Genomic DNA, 22460 nt, shown 5'->3' on the forward strand with positions numbered 1-22460 from the left:
ATAATATCATAGGGCTTCATGCTATTTTTTAAAAAGATAATGACTTATAAACCATTCATTTCCCTCTTTATAACCAAAGAACTCAGCTGAAGCTATAAAGAATGTTCTCCAATAATTCCACCATTTATTACTTTCATCTCTGCCATAGGTGTCTATAAATATCTTCTGTATTTCTTTTTTATTATTCTCCATCATCTGAAGCCAGGCTTCCAGAGTTTTCTTATAATGCTCGCCTGATACTGCCCAGTGATTTTCTAAATCAAGCCCATCTGCAAAATAATTAAATAGATCCTGGGATGGCATTGTGCCTCCAGCAAAGAAATGTCTGGTCATCCAATCAGATTCTGATTTATTCTCATATATAAATGGATAGGTATGGTGATTAAAAATATGAATAAATAATTTGCCACCTGGTCTTAAAGCCATATAAATTTTAGCAAATAGTTTCTGATAATTCCTCATATGCTCGAACATCTCAACAGAAACTACACGATCATATTTTTCTAATTCAGGCTGAAAATCATTGATATCTTCTGAGAAAACTTCTATATTATTTAAACCTCTTTTTTCTGCCTGTTCTTTTATATATTCTATCTGGCTTTCTGAATTAGATATTGAAGTTATTCTACTCTTAGGCATCCTTTCTGCCATATACAATGTTAGTGAGCCCCAGCCTGCACCTAGTTCAAGGACATTCTGGCCATCATGAAGGTCAGCTCTAATAGCATTAAGTTTTAGCATATCTTCTTCTGCCCTTGTTAAACATCCTCTTAAATCGTGTTTTGATGTATCTTTACTCCAATAACCAGAACTATATTTTAGATTATTACCTAAAATTTTCTTAAAAAACTCAGGAGGCAATTCATAATGCTGTTCATTTGCCCTCTCTGTTTCAATTGCAATTGGCTGATCCTTTAAATCTTCAATGAATAATTTTTTTCGATTACTTCTTTCTTCTACATCTTCTATTTTTTGTTTTCTGAGTTTAGAAGCAAGTCTAAATCTTATTGCCATTCTTAAAAGCGGATCTGGAATCCAGCCTTTAGCAAGTATTTTATCTAAGTTCATTGTCAGCCTCCTTTTATAATAATAAAATTATGATTAGTTTACTTATAATTATAGGTTATATTTATTATACTTTAAATCGATAAATATATAAAGTTATTTCGAAAGATTTTTGCCAATCATAAACATTATTTCTATTAAGTAATAATAAAAATCAGAAAGAGCCCTAGTTTCCCTGAGGAGGAAGGGCTCTTTCCATTCGATATTAATATAGGAGAGTTTTCAACTGGATTGATTGCTTTCTGAAAGCTGATATTTTTCTTTGAAAATACCAGAGTAAACAATTTTATTCAAAAGAATTGCTAAGCCTTTAATTGTTATAACTGAAGCAAAGGCTATTGTACCTAGTTTACCCCCTGCTCCATTTAAATAAGGGGAAGTAAATATAAATATTAATGCAGTTAATATCGCCCCGATTGCCATTATAAATTCATTGGATATTCTATCTTTTGAAGACATACCTGCAAATGTTGCACAATATGCCATAACTGCTAGAGTTGCTCCATTAGCAGGATGAAATATCGGCAAGATTAATGCTGCTAAAACCCCGATTATACCTGAACTAAAAACTGCACTTAATTTAAACCGAATATGGAGAATATAAGTCAATACCGCACCAATAACACTATATATAATCAATAAATAGACCATATTCCCTCCAGGAATATACCCGCCTGAAAAACTCTGACCTGTAAAAACTGCTGCCAGAACAGTACCTATAAAGGCAGTTGTTCCTAATTTACCACCGAATCCTTTAAATGAATATTTTCCAATCACATAAACTATTCCTGAAATTAAACCTGCTAAAATCAGATAGCGATAACCTGGCAATAATGAATATGAAGCCATCCCAACAAATGAACCGCAAAATGCCGGAACTTCATATTTTGGAACTAACATATACGCTATAACACCTATTAACCCTGAAGCAAGGACTGCTGAAAAACCAAGAGTTTGAGTAAGTGCAAAAGTTGCCAGGCCCCCAAATACTACTGCTATAAAGTTATTGAAATCTTCAATTGAAAAATAAGCTCTAAACTCTGTCTCCTTTATATTTAGTTTAGACCAATCTTTTCTTGTCTCATAAAAAAAGCCAGCAAGAATTAATATCAAAGCGATAGCCAGTAATGAAGAAAACTGACTGGTTAAACCTATAAAAAAAACTGCCAGTATTATTATAGTAAAAAAGTCTAGGATAAGAAATCCTGTCTTAAATAATATCAATAAAATCACTCCAGTAATCTCAAAGTCAAATAAAGTTGAGTTATTTGCTTACCTTTATTATAACAAATGATTCTTATTAAGGCAATAAAAAATTGGGAATGAATCTAATGAACTTAAAAAAGCCTAAAACTAAGTTAATACTCAGCTTTAGGCTTTAAAAATCTAATTTTTATTATTAGTATTTAGATTCTTAGCTACTCTCTTTTAAGTTGATCATATCTGGAAGCCTTGATAATACTCTGGACCTAAGCTTAACAGTTGATCTATTAAATATTATGGACAAACCATTAACTGTTATTACTGATGCAAAAGCAGTTGTCCCAAGCTTTCCACCTGCACCACCTAAATAAGGAGATGTATATATGAAAATTAATCCAGCAATTATACCTGCAATAATCATCTGAAGTTCATTAGAGATCCTATGCTTTGCTGACATGCCTGCAAATGAAGCACAGTAAACCATTACAGCTAGAGTTGCTCCATTAGCAGGATGGATGACTGGTAATATTATCGCAGCCAGCACACCTACCAGACCAGAACTTATAACTGCACTATTTTTAAGTCTAACATTTAATACAAAGGTTAAAACAGCACCAATAACACTATATATTAATATCTGGACTGCCAGAGAACCCTGGGGTATTGAACTAACGACAAATTCCTGTCCAGTAAAAATAGCAGCTAGCACACAACCAATGAATGCTGTTGTACCTAATTTACCTCCAAAACCATTAAATGAAAACTTACCAAGTACATAGACTATCCCAGCTATAATGCCAGCAAACGCTAAATAACTATAACCTGGTAAAAGTGAGGCTGAAGCCATTCCAACAAAAGAACCACAAAAAATTGGCACTTCATATTTTGGCAATACTAAATGACTAATAACACCAACTAATCCTGACGCCAAAACTACTGTTAGACCTAACTCCTGTGCTAAAAAGAATGTTACCAGACCACCAACAACAACAGAGAAAAAATTATAAAGATCTTTTAAGTCAAATAATTTTTCTCCTGGTTCTTTATTATTTAAAATATTCCAATCTTCTTTTGTTTTATATAGAAAGCCAATATAAATTATAAATAATATTAGTCCATAAAATGATGGGTGAATCTTTGTAAAACCAACGAAAAATGATGCTAATAAAATTAATGTGAATAAATTCAATGTAAGAAAACCTGTCTTAAATAAAATCATTTACATCCCTCCAGAGATATTAATGTGTTTGTGAACACGTTCATATTATTCAGCAAAAAATATTATTTTATTTCTATTTATATATAGTTGCAGATTCCATGCCAGAACCACTTTGTTAATTTGCTTTATCTTATATTTTTTTATGATTCCCTTGATATCAACAATTATATATATTATTATTTTTTATTTTTATCTCTGAAGATAATTAAACAAATTTTATTTTAGCTTTAATGATGCATGAACGCATTGATTTGCCGTTTAAACCAATAAAGTATTCAGAAAATTATAGATATTGTTTTCACAATATTCCTTTTAAAAATAGTGATTTTAGCTAGTAGATAAGAATACTTATTAAAAAGAAGCATTAATATTCATTCTTGTTGATTTTTTATTAACTAATTCACAATTAAAATAAAAATGCAGTGGCGCATTAAATAATGCGCCACTGCATTGCCAGTCCTTCATTTTTATTTTAATTAATTGTCAGAAAAGTATTTGTTAAGTTTTCTTACAATTGTTGATTGATTTACACCTAATAAATCTGCCATCTGGTAAGTTGACATATCTTTCTCTTTTGCCATATCTAATATCTTTTTCTCGACTTCCACAACAGCCTCTTTTAATGGAATTATCTTATTTACAGCTATATTATCTTCTTCATTGATTTCCTCAGTTACTTTCGAAAGTTCTTTCAATTCTTTTTTACAAACCTCTCCTCCATCTGATATAACAACAACCCTTTCTATCAGATTTATTAACTCCCGTACATTTCCTGGCCAGCTATAATTAATTAAGAAATCCTCTGCTTCTCCAGATAGACTTAAATTTTTATTATATTTATCCATATATTTTTCCAGGTAAAAATTAACCATCGGTAATATATCCTGTTTTCTCTTTCTTAAAGGTGGAATCTCAATAAATACTACATTCAGCCTGTAATAAAGATCTTCCCTAAAATCTCCAGAAGCAACCAGGTTTTTAATATCCCTATTAGTTGCTGTTATAAGTCTAAAATCAATTTTTTTCTTTTCCAGACTTCCAATTCTAGCAACTTCTTTTTCCTGAATAACCTGTAATAGTTTTGTCTGCATTTGCAAAGGCAGCTCTGCTATTTCATCAAGAAATAAAGTGCCTCCGTCAGCTTTTTCAATCAGGCCTTTTTTCCCTTCTGACCTTGCGCCGGTAAAGGCTCCTGTTTCATAACCAAATAACTCTGATTCTAGAAGATTATCTGGAATAGCTGCACAGTTAATCTTAACCATATTGCCTTCTCTATCTGATAAATCATGAATATAGGAAGCAATAACCTCCTTACCTGTTCCGGACTCCCCAACAATTAAGACTGATGAATCAGAATAGGCTATCTTTCTTGATAAATTAATAATATTATCCATCTCTTCCGATTTCCAGATAAGGTCTCCAGGCCCCTCTTTTATTTCTGAAGAACCATTATCTTCAGATAAATATAATTTTAACTTTCTATCTTTATTATCACCTACATCTAAATTTAAGCTATGAATATCTCTTGCATTAACAATTATTCTCTCTATCCTGTCATCTTCATTATAAATTGGTCGGGCTGTTGTCAGGAGTTTTTTGCCAGTTGAAGTCTGCTGAATAATTGTCAGGTCCCGGCCTTCTTTAAAAGTCAATGATGAAATAGCTGGATAAACTATTCTTTTTTCCTGTAATTCATCTGCATTAACTCCAACTATATCTTCTTTAGGCTGACCTAACATTTCAAGGTATGCCTCATTCACTTTAATGATTTCTCCAGTTGAATCAACTATTGCCAGCCCATCTACAGAAGAATTAATTAAAAAATCAAGCTGACGATTATTCTGATTTATTATATCAATCTCTTTTCTTTTCTCTGATAATAAATAAGGCAGACACATATTTTCTTCAGCCAGGCCTTTCAAAGTAGCTCTGGCCTTATCATAACAGGTTGGATAGCCACAGGCCCCACAGTTTAGCTCATCTTCTATATCTTCTTTTCCTGTTCTCTTTAAGACTTCTCTAATCTCATCTTCGTTCGGCTCTGAAAGTGTCTCAATCTTTTCATCAAATTCTATTAAATAATTTTTATAATTGCCAGAAGCAATTTCAAGGTATTCCCGGTCAATATCATCTGAAATATTTAAATGATTATTCTTTCTTAAATTTTCCTCTTTTAATGGTAAAGGATTATTAGATAATTCCATTGAACTTATACAGCCCTGGCAATATAAAAGATCAAATAAAACCGGTTTTTCTTTAAGCTTACCACCCTCTTCAAGATAAGAGAATAGTTTATTTAGTTCATTTTCTCCTTCAACTGTATAAATTTTTTCTTCTCTAAACCCAGCTTTAATTAATGATCTTTTTAAACCACCACTCATTGAAAACTCTCGATCCTTGAGAAGTTTATCTCTATCAATTAATTTAATATATCTAAAATCCTTTGAGGCTTTCAAATCCAGTTCTTCTAATTCAGAAAAAGTCAATACTGGTGGATTATCTTCTCTTGCCGATAACTCTGCCTTTTTGGCATGGCAGGGGCCAATAAATACTAATTTAAAATTTCCGCTATATTTTGACTCGGACCAGATTTCAGCTAACAATCCCATTGGAGATGGTAAAGGTATCAGGTGGTCTTCTAATACTGACAGATATTTATTTGCCCAACTAACAACCACAGGACAGGTAGAACTTAGCCAGAAATCTTTTTTATCAGCTTCTTCCTGCCAGAACTGATAATATAATTTAACTAGATAATCAGCGGCTGAGCCTACTTCTATCAAACCACTAAAGCCCTTTGCTTTAAGATAATCTGGCCAATCTTTACCATCAGGTGCAGCCTCCTGACTGGCAAAACTAGGTGCCAGGGCTGCTATGAGTTCATTACTTTTAGCCAATACTTCTATCTCATCAGAAAAATTATAACTATATTTAACATTTCGATAACAATGATGAAGGCATGTGCCACAACTTAAGCACCTATCTTGAATTATCTCAGCCTGGCCATCACTAACTTTTATAGCTTTAACCGGACAGTTCCTGAGGCAGGCATAACATTCCCGACAATTACCTTCCTGGGTATATATAATCTGTTTTTTAGTATTAGAATTGAATTCAATCATTTTAATCACCTGTTATAATTTTATCACATTTAAAATAAAAAGCGAAAACCAGCTTAATTTTTAAGCTGGTGTTTAAGTTGATAAGCTTTTAATTTTTTTATTACTGTCCGGCCACTCCAAGGTTAATAGCAGTTGTAATTGCCTGAAGATAGGCCTTACTTGTAACTGTTGACCCAGTAATTACATCAATATCTGTTGTTTGATTATTTTTAACCCTGGTAATAAGCTCTTCCCGGACATCATCCTTCACAAATCTCATATCTTCAATTACGTTAATCCCGATAATTTCATTATCCTGAATTATAACCTCTACTTCATTGGACCAGCGCCTAAAATCATGCTGCCCTCTATAGCTACCATCAGGAAGATCTTCCAGAGCTGTCTGTGGAATTGGATCGACTATCATATTCTGGCCTTCATTTAATCCTCTTGAAAGATAAAAAATTCCAATTGATACAATTACTAAAATAAAGATAACAACCGTTAAAATCTTTCTGATCTTCCTGTTCATACAGCAATCACTCCTGCCTATAATTTTAAACCATAAAAAATTAATTCATTAATTAAAGATTAACCTATTTATCAAATGCTGTCAAGATAAATTTAAGGCTGGCCTTTTTATTAGGGCCAGCCAATTTTAATTCTATATAAATATTTATATTTTCTATCTGTTTAGTCTAACTCTACTTAAATCATGGGCTACCATTGGATGGGGAATAAAACCTTCTGCATCTGGTCCGATTCCAATTAATCTTGATGGATTTAAAATAAAGACCCAGGGGGCCTCTTCTACTATTATTTCCTGAGCTTCATAATATACTTCCTGACGTCTATCCTGGTCAGCGACAGTTCTTCCTTCTTCAAGAAGTTCATCTACCCTGTCATTGGCATAAAATGTTCTATTACCAGGTGCACCAAATTGACTGCTATGAAAAAGTGGATATAAACCATAATCTGCATCACCGGTAATGGTCCCCCAGGTTAAAACAAATAAGTCATGTTCTCCCTCAGCTGTTGCATCTAAAAAGTCACCTAAAGATCTAGTTTCTACAGAAACATCAATACCTATTTGACTTAAATTATTCTGTACTATTTCTGATGATTGTTGAAATAAAGGGTCATCTGTTGTTAAAAGTCTTAAGCTAAAACCATCTTCATAGCCAGCTTCTTCTAATAGTTCAATAGCTTTTTCTGGATCAAAATCATACTGATATAAATCTGGATTATGGGCAAAGATATTGGGAGATAAAGGTCCAGTTGATCTAACACCCTGGCCGCCATAGATAAATTCTAGTATATCATCAGAATTAACAGCATAATTAATAGCCTGTCTTACCCTAACATCATCAAGGGGCTCTTTTTCTGCATTGATTCCAACATACAATGATGATAGAGATTCATATGGACTTAAAATGATTGTCTCCATTTCTCGCAATCTAGACTCATCAGGTGGAGCTATACTGTAGGCAATATCAACGCCACCGGTCTCTAACTCGATTGATCTAACAGTATCTTCAACAATTGGCCTTATTCTTAAAGTTTCAGCACCTGCATTTTCACCAAAGTAATCATCAAATCTTTCTAATAAAATATAATCTCCTGTCGACCATTCAACAAACTGAAATGGCCCTGTACCAACAACCTCAAGAGTACCATAATCATCACCAGCTTCTTCTACTGCTTGCTGATTTAAAATTACAGCAACTGGATGAGCCAGGTGATTAAGAATTGGAGCAAAGGGTTCATCAGTTGATATCTGAACTGTATATTCATCGATTATCTCAACAGATTCAATGAAATCTACAATAAATGCTCCTGGTGCTGAAACCTCAGGATCAATTAATCTTTCCAGACTAAATTTGACATCTTCAGCAGTTAATTCCTGGCCATTATGAAAAAGCACTCCTTCATTAAGTTTAAATTCCCAGGTCAATTCATCAATCTGCTCCCAGTCATGAGCCAGACCAGGAACTATTTCCATGTCTTCATTAAGTTGAATTAAATTATCATGCATCTGGGTCCAGACTTTTATTGATGGACCATCATTTGCAGCATGGGGATCAAGGGAGACTGGGCTATCTTCCTGAGCTACAACTAATTCTTCAGCACTAATAGCTTCTTCTGTAAGGGCAAATCCTGTAAATATAAGTGTTACTGCTATAATTAATATTAAAGGTATACGCTTCAACTCATTCTTCTCCTTTATAATTTTTTAAATAAACTTTACTAATTTAATATGCTTTATTTGTATTTATACTATATCACAGTACTCAACTTTGTTCAAATAAAGAAACCTGGCCATAAAACCTTAACAGCCAGGGTTTATTATTTCTATTAAATTTTGAATTGCAATTGGAAAATTAATATATTAAAATTTACTTACAGCTTAATTATTAGGAGGGTCTCAATAAAATATAAAGTTAAAGATATGACAATAATTGCAATAACTGTAGCTCTTACCTTTGTCTTTGGCTGGGTATTTTATCTAATCGCCAATCTTTTTCCGATACCTGGGTCAAAATTTGTTGGTGTTACAGTCTTTTCAAGTTTCATGTTATATTTCCCTGTTTATAAATTAAAGAGAAATGGCATTATTTTTGGTGTAACTGCCGTTCTAGCAGGTGTAATGTCTTTAATTTCAATCTTAATGGGCCTTGCCATAATTTCAGCAGGATTAATGACTGAATTAATTAGCTGGTTATTTCTCGATGAGTTCAAGGGCTGGAAATTAAGATTAGTTACTGGGTCTTTTAGTTTATTTGGCACCCTTAATTCATTATTGATGACCTATTACCTTGCTGGCGGATATGGCTTTAGCGTGTTAGAACTTATTATCCCATTTATTATTATGACGGCCATCTCATTTATTGGTGGATATCTAGGAGCCTATCTTGCCTATTATATAATTAAACGATATCTCCCGGAACAATAATTTTTGAGTTTATAGTTTAATCTTTTTGCAGTTTTTTGTTCACTGAATCCAGTTTTTGACTCATCGAAGCATCTTTATCTCTCCTATCATCAATTTTCAAACTGGTTGAGACTCTTAAGGCCCCGGCTTCAAAGGGCACCTGATGAAGTTTTTTTACAACTTCAAATATCTTATCTAATTCACCTTCTATAATTGTGCCCATAGGTGTTAATTGATACTCAATCTCTGATTCCTGTTCTAAAACCTTCTGACAATCAGCAACATAGCTGCTAAGACTGGTATCCTCTGTCCCTAATGGGACGACTGTAACTTCAGCTATTGGCATAATTAACACTCTCCTTTAGGACATTTTTGGCGGTTTCTTTTTCGCCCTCTGCCTTTTTTTGCAACCTGATAAGTTCCACCTTCAATTCTAATAGCCTTTCCCTCAGTCAGAGCTTCTGCAACCTTCTTGCGAGCATTGACTAGGATTCTCTGATAGGTTGGCCTTGATACCTCCATCTTATCAGCCCCTTCCTGCTGACTTAAACCCTTATAATCGCTGAGCCTGATTGTTTCCATCTCTTCGAAACTGATGATCAGTTCTTCTAATTCCTGCATAGGAATCCCAGGAGGTTTAAAATAAGTTCTCTCAGGTTTACTCTGAATTTTTCTTATCTTAGGCGGTCTTGGCATAATTTTCAACTCCTATAAAATTTAATCGCTTTTTATGATATTATTTATTTTCTTCCAGACTTCGAACAACACTTTAGAAACCTGGCTATCTGGCCTGTATTCAATAATTGTTAAAGCTTCTGTCTGGGCAACTACTACATCTTCATCATAAGGTAATTCTCCAAAAAAATCAATACCTTCTTTAACTGCTAATTCTTCAATCTCTTTAGATTTAATATAATTTATATCTGCTTTATTGACTAGAATCCCAGCGGGAATCTCTAAAAACTTAATTAGATCAATCACTCTAGCCAGGTCATGGATTCCAGATACTGAAGGTTCAGTGACTATAAGGGCATAATCAGCCCCTGTCAGTGAGGCAGTAACTGGACAGCCTGTCCCAGGTGAACCGTCAATTATATTTATCTGGTTATTCTTCTTATTGGCCAATTCCCGGGCTTTATCTTTAACCAGGGTGACTAATTTACCTGAGTTCTCTTCAGCTATTCCTAGTTCAGCATGGGCCATCAGTCCAAACCTGGTCTTTGATGTAAACCACCTGCCATTAACAGCCTCCTTAAGGAAGACTTCCCCATCCTGACAGACTATATCACAAACTCCACAACCCTCACAGGAGAGTGGGTCAACACTATAATGCTCACCATCTTTAATGATTGCTGAAAATCTACAGGCCTGATAACAGAGACCACAGCCTGTACATTTAGTCTGATCTATTTCAGCCAGATTACCTCCAGAAAAGGCTCCTTCAGATTGAATATCAGGATTTAAGAGAAGGTGCAGATCTGCTGCATCTACATCACAATCAGCTACCACTATATTTTCTGCCAGGGCTGCCAGACTGGCAGTTACAGATGTCTTGCCTGTGCCGCCTTTACCACTAACTACAACTAACTCTTTCGTTTCTACTGGTTCTAGATGATTAATAATATTATTAGCAATATTTTTAAATATTTCTTTATATTCCTGGCTCTTTTCAACCGCCAGTTCACCATTAGAATAAATTTCAGCCAATTCTCTCCGATCAGGAATCTCACCAACAATCTTTAAATCTTCTTTCTGACAGTACTCCTTTAATTTAGTATCTTTATAGGTTGCTCTGTTAACTATAACTACTGGCTCCAGACCTAATTTTCTGGTCATTTTAACTGCTAGCTTTAAGTCATTAAGACCAAAAGGTGTTGGATCTGTTACCAGGAGAGCCAGATCGGAACCTTTAAAAGTCTCCACCACCGGGCAGGTCGTCCCTGGAGGGGCATCATATATATTGATTCCCTGACCTGCTTTCTCTTTAACTTTATTAATTAACCTCGGGCTCATTCCACTCTCACCAGTCTTTAGGTTGCCATAAAAAAGATCTATCTTTCCAGTCTGATTAATTATCTCCCCAATCTCTCTATCGCCTTCAATAATTGCTTCCTGCTGACAGACTAATCCACAGGCCCCACAGGTATGGCAGAGTTCATTAAAATAAAGGATTTCTCCTCCTACTTTAGCCAGGGCATTATACTGACAGGCTTTAACACAATCACCGCAGAGTATGCATTTATCATAATCTATCCCTCTAACACTCTTAATAATAATCTTTTCGTTTTTTCTATTACCATCAAAAAATAGATGGCCATTGGCCCCTTCAACATCACAATCAAGATATTTTATCTTTTCCTGGATAATCTCTTGAAAGATTACTGCCAGATTTGTTGCAATAAAAGTCTTGCCAGTTCCACCTTTACCACTTCCAATTGCTATATCATACATTTAAGAACTCCTCCTTTTAAAATTCTTGCTTTCCTAATATTTTTGACGGTTCCATATATATGTAAATACCGGCAGAGATTCAGCTTACTCCGCCGGCATTAGAAAATTTATTCACTGGTTAACTGATCCAGTTTTATTTCAATATTTTTTAATTGATTTTTTAATTCTGCTATCTCAGCATCTTTATCTATCTCATCTGAAAAGTCCTCTCTAATTTGATAGGCTGGTCTACCGGCTCTATTATTCATATTTCTCCGGCCTCTGCCCATGCCAGCACTAACTTTAAAACCACCTGGGCGGTTAAAACCATTGCAATAACCGACTCCTCTTCCTGTCATTGGGCCTGCACCTACTGGACCTGTTCTGTCTCCACCTGGCATAATTGTCACCTCCTTTCAAGGTATTTATATTTTAATGATCACAGAGATCATTACTGGCATCTAAATCATTACTTAAAAACTTATCTATCACATTATCTATATTACCCTTTACACCAACAACTGTCTCTATATTACTCTCTGCAAAAAGATTAGCTGCCTTTCTTCCCATTCCGCCTGATATTATGCAATTGACACCTTTGTCTGCTAAAAATCCTGGTAAAAATCCAGGTTGATGGCCTGGGTTTTCGATAGTCTCTTTACTAATCACTTCATTGTCGATTATTTCAGCGATTGTATATTCAGCACATCTTCCAAAATGACCGGCCACCTGATTATTCTCTGTTGATATTGCTAATTTCATAAATTAATCCCCCCAATAATAAATTAAATATATTTATCAATATTTTCTTTTACCTGACCTTTTAAACCTGTAACTGTCTCAATCCCAGCTTTATCAAGAACCTGTGCAGCTTTTGGCCCAACTTTAAATGTCAAAACTTTTTTAACCCCTTTATCTGCAATAAATTCAGCTGTCTTAACCCCTACCCCGCTATTCTGCTTTAAAAATTCATTTTCATAAGATGTAACTTCTTCTGTCTCTGGATTATAGATTAATATAAATTTGCACCGGCCAAACTTTTTATCAATTTCTGACTCTAAACCTTTGTTTGAAGATGTTATTGCAGTCATTCCAACCACCTCCTTAACATCTAAAGATTAAAAGTTATTGACTTATGCTCAAAACTATTATAACCCTTTAGTGAGCATATGTCAATAACTAATCATAAAAAACAGCCAGAAATTAATCTGACTGAATAATAGGTAATATATTATTTTTAATTACATATTAGCTACTGCATTATTTAATGTCCGTTTTAACCAGATAACCATTACTACAAAGACCATACCTTCAGAGATTGGAAATGCCAGCCAGAGATAGTCCAGGCCAGCTACTCTTCCTAGAAGATACATAATCGGAAGTAATAAAATAATCTGCCTGGAAAATGAAATTATTAAACTGGGCAGGCCTTTACCAATTGCCTGGAATGTCGTTGAACCGATAATTGCCGGTCCTATGATTGGAAAGGCGATACTTATTCTTCTTAAAGCTGTTACACCTATCTTTAATAACTCTGGGTCGTCATTAAATAGTTGAATCAATGGTGCTGTAAAGATTTGAAAGATGATTAGGCCTGCTGTTGTAAAGCCGAAGGCTATTAGAATTCCAAATTTAATTGTCTTCATCATTCGATCTGGCTTATTATGGCCAAAATTATAACCGACTATTGGCATAAAGCCCTGGGCCAGGCCAAAGACAGGCATAAAGACAAAGGACTGCAATCTAAAATAAATGCCTAATACTGCTATTGCAACAGTATTATACATGCCGACTATTGTATTGGCGCCAAAGATCATGATACTGGCCAGAAGTTGCATGACCATGGCCGGCAAACCTACTTTATAAACATCCTGGATTATTTTAAAATCAAATTTAAAGCCTTTATATTTGATATCCACCTGATTATGGCCTTTAAAGATCAAATAGGCTATAAAGATTCCGCCAATAAATCTTGAGATTATAGTTGCATAGGCTGCTCCGGCAACTTCTAATCTCGGAAAGAAGCCTATTCCAAAGATTAAGAAGGGATCTAAAATTATATTTAGAACTGCTCCCAGGACCAGAGTTAGCATTGGCACAAAGGTGTTGCCCTCTCCTCTTAAGATATCACTGGCAACAACTGGAAAGAACATGGCAAAGGAACCAAGCATTATGACCCTGATGTATTCCTCGCCTAAGCGGATTAATTCTGGATCGTCGGTGATAAATCTGAAAATATCTTCAGAGAAAAAATAGCCAAGGGTTCCAATTAAGATTCCGAAAAAAATTGTAGCTAGAACGACATGTGCTGCAACGATATTGGCCCTTTCCTGGTTGCCCTCGCCAAGCAGCCTTGAGATAAGTGAGCTGGTACCGACACCGGTTCCGACTGCTACAGCTATTAGAACCATCTGGATTGGAAAGGCCAGCGATAAAGCTGAAAGGGCTTCTGTACTAATTCTGCCGATATAGATTGAATCTATGATGTTATATAGTGATTGGACAGACATCCCAATTATTGAGGGGATTGATAACCTCAATAATAATGGAACTACCGGTTCTGTCCCCATTCTATTAGATCTGCTGTTGTCTTTCAATATTGTTTCCCCCTGGAACTTATTTTAACAGATTAGTCGTTGCAATTTATACAAAATATCTGTTTAAATTCTATTTTCAATTATTTTATTGATATTGCAAATGCCTCTGCTTTAAAAAATTATAAATTATCGTATACTTAATATGAGTATTCTTTAAAATAATTTAGTTTCCTGCCTGATATTAAAATATAGTTTTAAAATTAATATAAAGATAACGGAGGTGGTAACTATCAGGTATACGTCAGGTATAGCTCCAGGTTACCAGAATATTAAAACCAGGAGCCAGTTAATAACCTGACACCTGGTTAATCAGTCAGAACAATTAAGCTAGGATTTCAAGAAATTCAGCAACAATCTCTGGATCAAACTGTTTTCCTGCCTCAGCCTCAATTTCCTCCAGGGCTTTTTCTTTTGAAATAGCCCTGCTATATGGTCTTTCATTGGTCATCACATCATAGGCATCTACAATCGCTATAATCCTCGATAAATAGGGGATTTCTTTGCCTTTAAGCTTATTGGGATAACCCCTGCCATCCCAGCGCTCATGATGGCAGAGGATCTCTCTGGCTATGATCGCAAATTCTTCAGTTGCTGTTGCAATCCGATAGCCTCTTTCAGGATGTTCCCGGATAAGTTCCCATTCTTCTTCAGTCAGGCTACCTGGTTTATTTAATACTTCCTCGCTAATTGAAGTCTTTCCAATATCATGGAGGCTGGCCAGCAGTGAAAGTTTATTAAGTTCAGTACCTGATAGGCCAAGGCTTTTCCCCAGTTTTTCAGAGAGATCTATCATTCTCTGGCTGTGTTCTTCTGTTTCATCACTTTTTGTTCTTAATGTGTTTAAAAGGCTGGTTACTATCTTATTTTTAGTGCTCCGGCTGGCTAAAAGCTTATTCTGATACATATTATTATCTGCTCTTTTTAAGGTATGAGTAATCTCTTCATCTGGATCATCTTTGGTAGCTACCCCAACTCCTAAAGAAATTGGCAATTTATTATTTAGAGTCTCCTGACACTTTGATTTGATTCTTTCAACTATTTTTTCAGATTCTGACCTTGAAGTCGCCGGGAGCAGAATTGCAAATTCATCGCCACCGAATCTGGCCAGAATATCTTCCTGCCTCAATGATTCTTTAATAATGTTGGCTGCTTCTTTAAGTAACCTATCGCCAAACTCATGGCCATGGCTATCATTTATGATTTTTAGGCCATTCAAATCTGTCATTATTATGGAAATTGGAAGCTGCCTTTCAGTATCTATTCTCTTGATCTCTTCTTCAAAAAATCTTCTATTGTAGGTATCTGTCAAATCATCATGGAAGCTTTTATATTCAATTTCGTTTTTATATTTAACCTGTTCAAGGGCAGTTGCCATATGGGAGATCAGTATTTCAGCCAGATCTAAATCCTCTTCGCTAAAAGCATCTTTTCTAGTTGCAACTGCCTGGAAAACACCAAAATCTTTGATAGGTATACTTATGGCAGATCGAAACTCAGGGTTTACCGGGGTTGCATCTTTATCTTTATTTAGGTCATTAACAAGAAAGCTCTGCCTCCGGCGATAAGTCTTCCCGGCCAATCCTTCAGTAACCGGTATGGTCAAGTCTTTATTTACTGAAGCTGCATCTGAAGTTATTTCTGTTACTATTTTGTCATTTTCAACTAAACTTATATCACAAATATTAAAGTCAAGAATATTTTCTGCTGCTTCAATTGTGTTGATTAATATTTCTTCTTCTGTTTCACATTGACTCAGGCTTAAGGCAGTCTGATGAAGCTGCTTAACGATATCTTTCTGTTTTCTAAGGTTATCCTCAGCCTTTACTCTTTCAGATATATCCTGAAGATAAGCTATCTCATATTCTCTTCCCTTGTACTTAAGGTAATGGCTTGTTATTTCAACAGGCAGACTTTCCCTATCAGCTGTTAATACTTCAGTCTCTATCTTTGTAAATTTCTTTGCTTTAATAGATTCCCAGTTTTTTTGCAGCTCATCCTCGTTAAGACTTTCTGAGATGTCAGATATTTTTTTACCGATTAAATCCTGCTTTTTGTAACCTAAAATTTCCGAAGCTTTATTATTAACATTTTCAATAATCCCCTGAGGGCTAACTCTAAAAATTGCTATTGCTGCATTCTGAATCAGATATTCGTTAAATTCTAGAACTGCCTCTCTCTTTTTCCTATCAGTTATATCTGTCTGCAGTGATATAAAACCTTTTTTATCATCTTCAAAATTAATTGCTGTTTCAATTAAGTGAATATAAATCTCATTCCCCTGACTATCTTTATCCTTTATTTCTGTATTGATTGTTTCACCGGCAAATATTTTCTCAAGATTATTTCTGGCACGATTTAGATTCTTTTTATCTACCATTGAATCTAAAACATTTTTGCCTATAAAATCTTCTGGAGCTGCTTTATTTATATCAGCCAGCTGTTTATTGACATCAATGATATCTGCATTATTATCTGCTATCATAATTCCAACAGGAGCAAGATTAAATATTTTCTGATAGAGATTCTTCTGTTTCTTTAATTCTATCTCAAGCTTTTTTTGTTCAGTAACATTCCTTACAATTGCTATAATTTTATCGCCGATATAATGGAGGAGATTGCTCTCATAATAATCTATGATCCCATTATTATTAATTTTGAATTTAAATTTATAATAGTTATCTCTATCTTTATTTTTATCTTTAATTATTTTCTCAATTAAGCCCATTGCTTCTGCCAGTTTTTCTTTAGATAAGAACGCTTTAAGATTATTTCCATATAATCTTTCAATCGGCACTTTTAAGTCCTGGGGACTGCCGACAAAACAGTCAATAATATTGCCATCTTTGTCAATAATGAATAAAGGATCAGGCAGGGAGTTAAGTAAATTTTCTTTGATTATCCTATCTTTTATTTTATTATTGCTAAGTTTTTCGTGATTAAGCATCTATATACCTCCCTGGGTTTTCCATTAAACCTCTCACTTAAATAGTTCAAGTTAACTCTGCAAACTCCTGCAAAAGTATAGTATTTTATTACTATTTTTTGCGAGGGTATTCGACATTAATTAAAAAAGGAGTTTGCCTAGCAAAGGGTATTTAATCTCTACAGCATTATGGGGGCAGAGTTCCTGACAGCAAAAACAGCGGATACAGCCTGATAGGTCAATCTCTGCTTTATTTTTAATTGTTATTACTTTTGCCGGGCAATTTTTAGCACAGATACCGCAGGCAATACAATTATCAAGGATTATTGGCTCTGGTCTAATAAATTTTTCTATAAATTTGCTGATAGGTTCTGGCAGGCGACGATCAATTAAATTAGAAGCTTTATCAACCTTTGGGGTTTTTACATCCTGAAAATTTTCTAAAACCCAGTCTGGTATAATCCCTTTATCAAAATCTATTGCAAGACCTCTCTCACTTATAGCTTCTGGCCAGGGATCATTTTTATATTTATCCTTTCTTAAAAGATAGGATATCACGATATCCATATCGATTGCATTGCTACTGGCAAAAACAGTATTAAATTTCCTGGCCACTCCACTTGAAGGGCCATCACCTTCCATCCCTAAAATTCCATCCATTATTGTTAAATCAGGAGTTATAACTTCATGCAGGTCTAGTAACATATGACAGAAATCATTTATCTTCTGAAGTTTTAAGTGATATTCTGCTTTAGTTATTCCTGGGACCAGGCCAAATAAATTTTTAATGGCCCCTGTATATAATGTCAGGCCATGGGTCTTTAATTTAGGCAAATTAATAATTAAATCTGCTTCCTTAACAAAGCTACAAATTTTAAAAGATTTAGCCCGATACCCTTCCAGGCTCTCAAGGTTAAAATATTCTGAATTATAATTTAAATCATATTCACCAGCCTCAGCCGGCTCTATATAACCGCTTTTCGAATAGGCAAATTTTAATGAGGTTTTGTTAAAAGGACCACCTGGGCTATCTGCAAGATATGGCTGGCCACCATATTTTTTAATAGTCCTGGCAACAGCAATAACAAAATCTGGATTAGTCGTTATAGCTTCATCAGGTGATTTACCCATCAATAGATTAACCTTTAGAAGAACTTTTTTCTCATCTAATTTATCCTTAAGTTGATTTTTTTTAAAAATATCATCAACTATATTTTCTAAATCTTTAATATTATAATCAGTCTGCCTGTAAAATAGTAATTCGTCTGTCATTTTGTATCCTCCTAATACTCCAGTCTGGAATATTTCCAGATTAAGAGAGTCTCCATACCCTGACCAATACTAAAAGCAATAGCCCCTATAATTGCAGGTGAAATAATTGCAGCTAAATTAAAGGGGACAATAAAAATAAATAGAGAAAGAAATACTGAACCAAAATTAACAGCTTTCCCATAACCAATTAGCCTGGTTGTCTTATTATTCATTAGTTGACCCCAGTAAACCTCTCTAACTGCCCTTATAAAGGGAAGAAAACTTAATGAGATCAAAACATGTCTACCTAAATTAGCCACTTCTTCTGAAACACCAATGATATATCGGAGTATATAATATCCGATTGGGGAAAGTGCTATGAGAAAACTTATTACTGTTAAAATAATTCCTGTTGCCAGGCAAAATCTTTTAACAGTTTGCCAGTTTTCCTCTTCTAAATCTGTTTCCCGATCTGGCTTAACATAAACCAGTGAGCATTGATGAAGGTTTCTCATCGTCTCTACTATTATCATCATAAGGCCGTAGGCCACACCAAATGCTGCCAGGGCCAGGGTAGGATCAGCCTGACTTCTAGCTATGCCACTCTGGATTAATGGCTGAATAAAAGACCTGAGATAGCGCATAGCCGCCAGGGGAATAAAAAAGCTCATTATATGACTTATTTTAAGAACAGTGTCATTTTTTGCTGGCAGCAGATCAGCTGCTTTTAATGGAGATTTATAATAATAGATAACTCCAAAGGTTACCACTAAAGCTTCAATTCCAATTCCTAATGTCCAGGCCAGGCTGGCTGTAACTACACCAGAAAAGAGTTGAAGCCTTACTGCTAGAAATAAAAATAAAGAGATTGCCATGAGTCTCACAGCCGTACCTGCAGTTACTATCCTTGTTCTTTCATGACTTATGACCAGCCCTCTATGAAAATTTCTCAAAGTTTCAACAATCGGTAAAAAAGATGTTATTCTAAGTCCCAATAAAGTAAACCTGATAGTATCTGGGTCTCTTAAGCCCATGATATTGATTAAAAACCAGCCACCAAATGGAGTATAGGCTATAATTATTAAAAATAAAAAGAATAGGGCACAGAGAGACCAGACAAGTTTTGAGGCAGTTATATAGCTCTTTCTACTGTCAACCATAGATACTGATATCTGCATAAACATCCTAGTCGGAGCTTTAATAGCATTAGAAATACCTTTTACAATTGTAAAAACTGCTATACTTAATTCAGGATAGGGTAATCTGGCAATTGCCGCATTCATTAATGTATGTATCGATGTTATAAAGAAAGGAGTTACAGCTAAAGGCACAAAGAACTTTAAAAGTCTTTTATAATTAACTTTTTGATCTTTATTATTTTTTCCCATTATAATCACCACAATTTTTAAGTACTAATCAGTATTTTATAATAGAATGGACTTTATTACAATAATATAATAAAAATCTTTCTCTTTAAACTCATAATTATTTAATGTATAATATTCACGGAGGCGATGCTAATGAAAAAACCGTATTATTTTAAAAAATTATTCCAGATTGTTTTGTTAGCAATATTTATTGTTCTTTTAAGTACAGGAACAGCCCAACTTGAAGGTGACAATTTTTTATGGGAGATATCTGGTGAGGAAGGCGAATTTTATTTAATGGGATCTCTTCATTTTATGCCACAGGGCAGTTATCCATTAAGTGATGAAATTTATAATGCTTTAAATAATAGTGATCTCCTTGCTGTCGAATTGGATTTAAGGGAGTTAGATCAGCAATTAATCCAGCAATATGTTCAGGAAAATGGTTTATTCCATGATGAAACCCGATTAGAAGATGTTCTTGATGAGGATACATATGAAAAGATTATTGAATTAACTGGTGATTTTGGATTGGCTGAATCCCAGGTTAACCTATTTAAGCCCTGGTATGCCAGCCAGGTGATCTCTGATATTATATTCCAGGAGATTGGTTTTGAGTCAGCAGAAGGTGTAGATTTGCATATGATTCAGCAAGCTGAAGAACAGGATATTAAATTATTTGAACTGGAAACTTTTGAAGAACAGATGGATATGATCAGCACTATGGATATAGACCTTCAGGTTGCAGTACTTAAGGATACCCTGGCAGATTTAGATTATCAGGCCGATACCCTGGTTGAACTAGTTGACAAATGGCATGAAGGTGAAGTGGAACCTATCTATGAATTCCTTTTTGCAAATAGAGAAGAAAATCCTGATATTGAAGAATATTATCAGAAAGTTTTTGATGAAAGAGATTCTAATATGAAAGAAGGTATTTTGGAGTTACTGCCTGATTATGATAAACCTTTTGTCGTTGTAGGTAGCGGCCATATTATCAATAATGAGGGTCTCCTCTATCTATTTGAAAATGCAGGCTTTGAAACTGAACAACTATAATTTTTAGGAGATGATTTTTGTGAGGACTACAGGAACAATAGCCCGGGGAATTAGAACTCCAATAATTAAAGAAGGAGACAATTTAGTTGAAATTGTTGTAGAGTCATTACTCTCAGCCCAGAAGGAAAATGATTTTGAATTTAATGATAAAGGTGTAATTGCTATTACTGAATCGGTCCTGGCCAGATCCCAGGGAAATTATATCACTGTTGATGATATTGCCTGTGAAATTAAAGAAAAATTTTCAGGTAAAGATGGTATTGGTATTGTATTCCCTATCTTAAGTAGAAATAGATTTTCGATGATATTGAAAGGAATAGCCAGAGCTGGCTTTGATATCTACATGCAATTAAGTTATCCCAGGGATGAAGTCGGCAACCCTTTATTTGATCCAGCTAAAATAAGAGAGCTGAATATTAATCCTTATAATGATGTTTTAACAGAAGAAGATTACTTAAAGAATTTCGGAGATTACAAGCATCCATATACCGGAATTAATTATTTGAAATTATATAAAGAAATTGTTCAATCTGAAAGTAATGCCAGTATTGAGTTTATTCTGGCTAATGATCCTGCTGTTATTCTTAACTATACCAGAGAAATAATCACTGCCGACATCCATACTAGAGCAGAGACAAAGGCTATTTTAGAAAATAATGATACAAAAGTTCTCGGACTCGATGAGATCTGTAATCAACCAGTGGATAACAGAGGTTATAATATTGATTATGGATTGCTTGGCTCTAATAAAGCTACTGGTGAAAGATTGAAATTATTCCCGAGAGATGCTAAGGAATTTGTTAATAAAATACAACAGAGAATACATAAAGAGACTGGAGTTCAGGTTGAAGTGATGGTTTATGGAGATGGGGCTTATAAAGACCCTACAGGTAAGATCTGGGAACTTGCAGACCCTGTCGTCTCCCCAGGTTATACTGATGGACTTAAAGGAACTCCAAATGAAGTTAAGTTAAAATATTTAGCTGATAATGATTTAAAGGAACTAGCAGGGGAAGAGCTTCTGGATGCAATGAAAGATGAGATCGGAGGAAAAGATAATGATTTAATTGGAGATATTAGAGCACAGGGAACAACTCCCAGACAGTTAACAGATTTATTAGGAAGCCTGTCTGACCTAATTAGTGGAAGTGGCGATAAAGGTACTCCAGTCGTCTTAATCCAGGGCTACTTTGATAATTTAGCTTCTAACTAATACCCCTGATCCAGGATTTATAATTGCATCATAATGAATTAAATCTTATCTTAATAATTGTGCACATTTTTATCACATCCTCCCGTTATAATGTAATTGA

The 22460-nt window shown here is 34.6% G+C and carries 19 protein-coding genes; 3 read left to right on the top strand and 16 right to left on the bottom strand.

Features of this window, described 5'->3' with window-relative positions; translation table 11 throughout:
* Nucleotides 1-21 precede the first annotated feature (21 nt).
* The 6 genes from I0Q91_RS04740 to I0Q91_RS04765 all read right to left on the bottom strand — a co-directional run bounded on the left by I0Q91_RS04740 (nucleotide 22) and on the right by I0Q91_RS04765 (nucleotide 8797).
* A complete protein-coding gene (locus I0Q91_RS04740) occupies nucleotides 22-1068 on the bottom strand; it encodes an SAM-dependent methyltransferase (protein ID WP_270453223.1) in 1047 nt (348 codons plus the stop codon).
* Between the two features lie 219 nt (nucleotides 1069-1287).
* Entirely contained in the window at nucleotides 1288-2289 is a 1002-nt protein-coding gene (locus tag I0Q91_RS04745; protein WP_270453225.1) for a hypothetical protein, read from the bottom strand.
* 190 nt (nucleotides 2290-2479) lie between these two features.
* Nucleotides 2480-3487 (bottom strand): hypothetical protein, encoded by a 1008-nt coding sequence (locus I0Q91_RS04750; protein ID WP_270453226.1) that lies wholly within the window; start codon nucleotides 3485-3487, stop codon nucleotides 2480-2482.
* Nucleotides 3488-3963: 476 nt separating this feature from the next.
* Complete coding sequence (locus I0Q91_RS04755; RefSeq protein WP_270453227.1) at nucleotides 3964-6609, bottom strand: sigma 54-interacting transcriptional regulator; 2646 nt, start codon at nucleotides 6607-6609, stop codon at nucleotides 3964-3966.
* A gap of 100 nt (nucleotides 6610-6709) precedes the next feature.
* The gene (locus I0Q91_RS04760) at nucleotides 6710-7120 is read right to left on the bottom strand and encodes an FMN-binding protein (protein WP_270453229.1); all 411 of its coding nucleotides are present in this window, start codon (nucleotides 7118-7120) and stop codon (nucleotides 6710-6712) included.
* A gap of 153 nt (nucleotides 7121-7273) precedes the next feature.
* Nucleotides 7274-8797: a glutathione ABC transporter substrate-binding protein gene (locus tag I0Q91_RS04765; RefSeq protein WP_270453230.1), complete on the bottom strand. Its 1524-nt coding sequence runs from the start codon at nucleotides 8795-8797 to the stop codon at nucleotides 7274-7276.
* Between the two features lie 240 nt (nucleotides 8798-9037).
* On the opposite strand from I0Q91_RS04765, the gene I0Q91_RS04770 reads away from it, so the two are divergent.
* Nucleotides 9038-9541 carry a hypothetical protein gene (locus I0Q91_RS04770; protein WP_270453231.1) on the top strand — a complete coding sequence of 168 codons (504 nt, stop codon included), beginning with the start codon at nucleotides 9038-9040 and terminating at the stop codon, nucleotides 9539-9541.
* A 16-nt stretch (nucleotides 9542-9557) separates the two neighbouring features.
* On the opposite strand, the gene I0Q91_RS04775 is transcribed toward I0Q91_RS04770, so the two are convergent.
* The 10 genes from I0Q91_RS04775 to I0Q91_RS04820 all read right to left on the bottom strand — a co-directional run bounded on the left by I0Q91_RS04775 (nucleotide 9558) and on the right by I0Q91_RS04820 (nucleotide 20109).
* Complete coding sequence (locus I0Q91_RS04775; protein ID WP_270453232.1) at nucleotides 9558-9866, bottom strand: MTH1187 family thiamine-binding protein; 309 nt, start codon at nucleotides 9864-9866, stop codon at nucleotides 9558-9560.
* 2 nt (nucleotides 9867-9868) lie between these two features.
* On the bottom strand, nucleotides 9869-10216 hold the full coding sequence (locus tag I0Q91_RS04780) for a DUF134 domain-containing protein (protein ID WP_270453234.1): 348 nt from the start codon (nucleotides 10214-10216) through the stop codon (nucleotides 9869-9871).
* Between the two features lie 21 nt (nucleotides 10217-10237).
* Entirely contained in the window at nucleotides 10238-11971 is a 1734-nt protein-coding gene (locus I0Q91_RS04785) for a nucleotide-binding protein (protein WP_270453236.1), read from the bottom strand.
* Nucleotides 11972-12078: 107 nt separating this feature from the next.
* The gene (locus I0Q91_RS04790) at nucleotides 12079-12351 is read right to left on the bottom strand and encodes a DUF5320 domain-containing protein (RefSeq protein WP_270453238.1); all 273 of its coding nucleotides are present in this window, start codon (nucleotides 12349-12351) and stop codon (nucleotides 12079-12081) included.
* Nucleotides 12352-12382: 31 nt separating this feature from the next.
* On the bottom strand, nucleotides 12383-12712 hold the full coding sequence (locus tag I0Q91_RS04795; protein WP_270453240.1) for a NifB/NifX family molybdenum-iron cluster-binding protein: 330 nt from the start codon (nucleotides 12710-12712) through the stop codon (nucleotides 12383-12385).
* Between the two features lie 23 nt (nucleotides 12713-12735).
* A complete protein-coding gene (locus tag I0Q91_RS04800) occupies nucleotides 12736-13041 on the bottom strand; it encodes a NifB/NifX family molybdenum-iron cluster-binding protein (protein WP_270453242.1) in 306 nt (101 codons plus the stop codon).
* 150 nt (nucleotides 13042-13191) lie between these two features.
* Nucleotides 13192-14547 (bottom strand): MATE family efflux transporter, encoded by a 1356-nt coding sequence (locus I0Q91_RS04805; protein WP_270453244.1) that lies wholly within the window; start codon nucleotides 14545-14547, stop codon nucleotides 13192-13194.
* 322 nt (nucleotides 14548-14869) lie between these two features.
* Nucleotides 14870-17491, bottom strand: coding sequence for a diguanylate cyclase (locus tag I0Q91_RS04810; RefSeq protein ID WP_270453245.1), 2622 nt, complete (start codon nucleotides 17489-17491; stop codon nucleotides 14870-14872).
* 120 nt (nucleotides 17492-17611) lie between these two features.
* Complete coding sequence (locus I0Q91_RS04815; RefSeq protein ID WP_270453246.1) at nucleotides 17612-18742, bottom strand: DUF362 domain-containing protein; 1131 nt, start codon at nucleotides 18740-18742, stop codon at nucleotides 17612-17614.
* Nucleotides 18743-18753: 11 nt separating this feature from the next.
* Nucleotides 18754-20109 carry a hypothetical protein gene (locus I0Q91_RS04820; RefSeq protein ID WP_270453247.1) on the bottom strand — a complete coding sequence of 452 codons (1356 nt, stop codon included), beginning with the start codon at nucleotides 20107-20109 and terminating at the stop codon, nucleotides 18754-18756.
* 132 nt (nucleotides 20110-20241) lie between these two features.
* Here I0Q91_RS04820 and I0Q91_RS04825 point away from each other — a divergent pair, with 132 nt between their 5' ends.
* Complete coding sequence (locus I0Q91_RS04825) at nucleotides 20242-21147, top strand: TraB/GumN family protein (protein ID WP_270453248.1); 906 nt, start codon at nucleotides 20242-20244, stop codon at nucleotides 21145-21147.
* 10 nt (nucleotides 21148-21157) lie between these two features.
* Nucleotides 21158-22360, top strand: coding sequence for a coenzyme F420-0:L-glutamate ligase (locus I0Q91_RS04830; RefSeq protein WP_270453250.1), 1203 nt, complete (start codon nucleotides 21158-21160; stop codon nucleotides 22358-22360).
* Nucleotides 22361-22460 lie beyond the last annotated feature (100 nt).

It is taken from the genome of Halonatronomonas betaini, from assembly GCF_015666175.1.
GTDB classification, from domain to species: domain Bacteria; phylum Bacillota; class Halanaerobiia; order Halanaerobiales; family Halarsenatibacteraceae; genus Halonatronomonas; species Halonatronomonas betaini.

What these genes read in the sequence shown, in the direction of transcription:
- I0Q91_RS04740 (WP_270453223.1), bottom strand. Translation starts at nt 1,068, where the DNA reads ATGAACTTAGATAAAATACTTGCTAAAGGCTGGATTCCAGATCCGCTT.
- I0Q91_RS04750 (WP_270453226.1), bottom strand. Translation starts at nt 3,487, where the DNA reads ATGATTTTATTTAAGACAGGTTTTCTTACATTGAATTTATTCACATTA.
- I0Q91_RS04755 (WP_270453227.1), bottom strand. Translation starts at nt 6,609, where the DNA reads ATGATTGAATTCAATTCTAATACTAAAAAACAGATTATATATACCCAG.
- I0Q91_RS04760 (WP_270453229.1), bottom strand. Translation starts at nt 7,120, where the DNA reads ATGAACAGGAAGATCAGAAAGATTTTAACGGTTGTTATCTTTATTTTA.
- I0Q91_RS04770 (WP_270453231.1), top strand. Translation starts at nt 9,038, where the DNA reads ATGACAATAATTGCAATAACTGTAGCTCTTACCTTTGTCTTTGGCTGG.
- I0Q91_RS04775 (WP_270453232.1), bottom strand. Translation starts at nt 9,866, where the DNA reads ATGCCAATAGCTGAAGTTACAGTCGTCCCATTAGGGACAGAGGATACC.
- I0Q91_RS04780 (WP_270453234.1), bottom strand. Translation starts at nt 10,216, where the DNA reads ATGCCAAGACCGCCTAAGATAAGAAAAATTCAGAGTAAACCTGAGAGA.
- I0Q91_RS04785 (WP_270453236.1), bottom strand. Translation starts at nt 11,971, where the DNA reads ATGTATGATATAGCAATTGGAAGTGGTAAAGGTGGAACTGGCAAGACT.
- I0Q91_RS04790 (WP_270453238.1), bottom strand. Translation starts at nt 12,351, where the DNA reads ATGCCAGGTGGAGACAGAACAGGTCCAGTAGGTGCAGGCCCAATGACA.
- I0Q91_RS04795 (WP_270453240.1), bottom strand. Translation starts at nt 12,712, where the DNA reads ATGAAATTAGCAATATCAACAGAGAATAATCAGGTGGCCGGTCATTTT.
- I0Q91_RS04800 (WP_270453242.1), bottom strand. Translation starts at nt 13,041, where the DNA reads ATGACTGCAATAACATCTTCAAACAAAGGTTTAGAGTCAGAAATTGAT.
- I0Q91_RS04810 (WP_270453245.1), bottom strand. Translation starts at nt 17,491, where the DNA reads ATGCTTAATCACGAAAAACTTAGCAATAATAAAATAAAAGATAGGATA.
- I0Q91_RS04815 (WP_270453246.1), bottom strand. Translation starts at nt 18,742, where the DNA reads ATGACAGACGAATTACTATTTTACAGGCAGACTGATTATAATATTAAA.
- I0Q91_RS04820 (WP_270453247.1), bottom strand. Translation starts at nt 20,109, where the DNA reads ATGGGAAAAAATAATAAAGATCAAAAAGTTAATTATAAAAGACTTTTA.
- I0Q91_RS04825 (WP_270453248.1), top strand. Translation starts at nt 20,242, where the DNA reads ATGAAAAAACCGTATTATTTTAAAAAATTATTCCAGATTGTTTTGTTA.
- I0Q91_RS04830 (WP_270453250.1), top strand. Translation starts at nt 21,158, where the DNA reads ATGATTTTTGTGAGGACTACAGGAACAATAGCCCGGGGAATTAGAACT.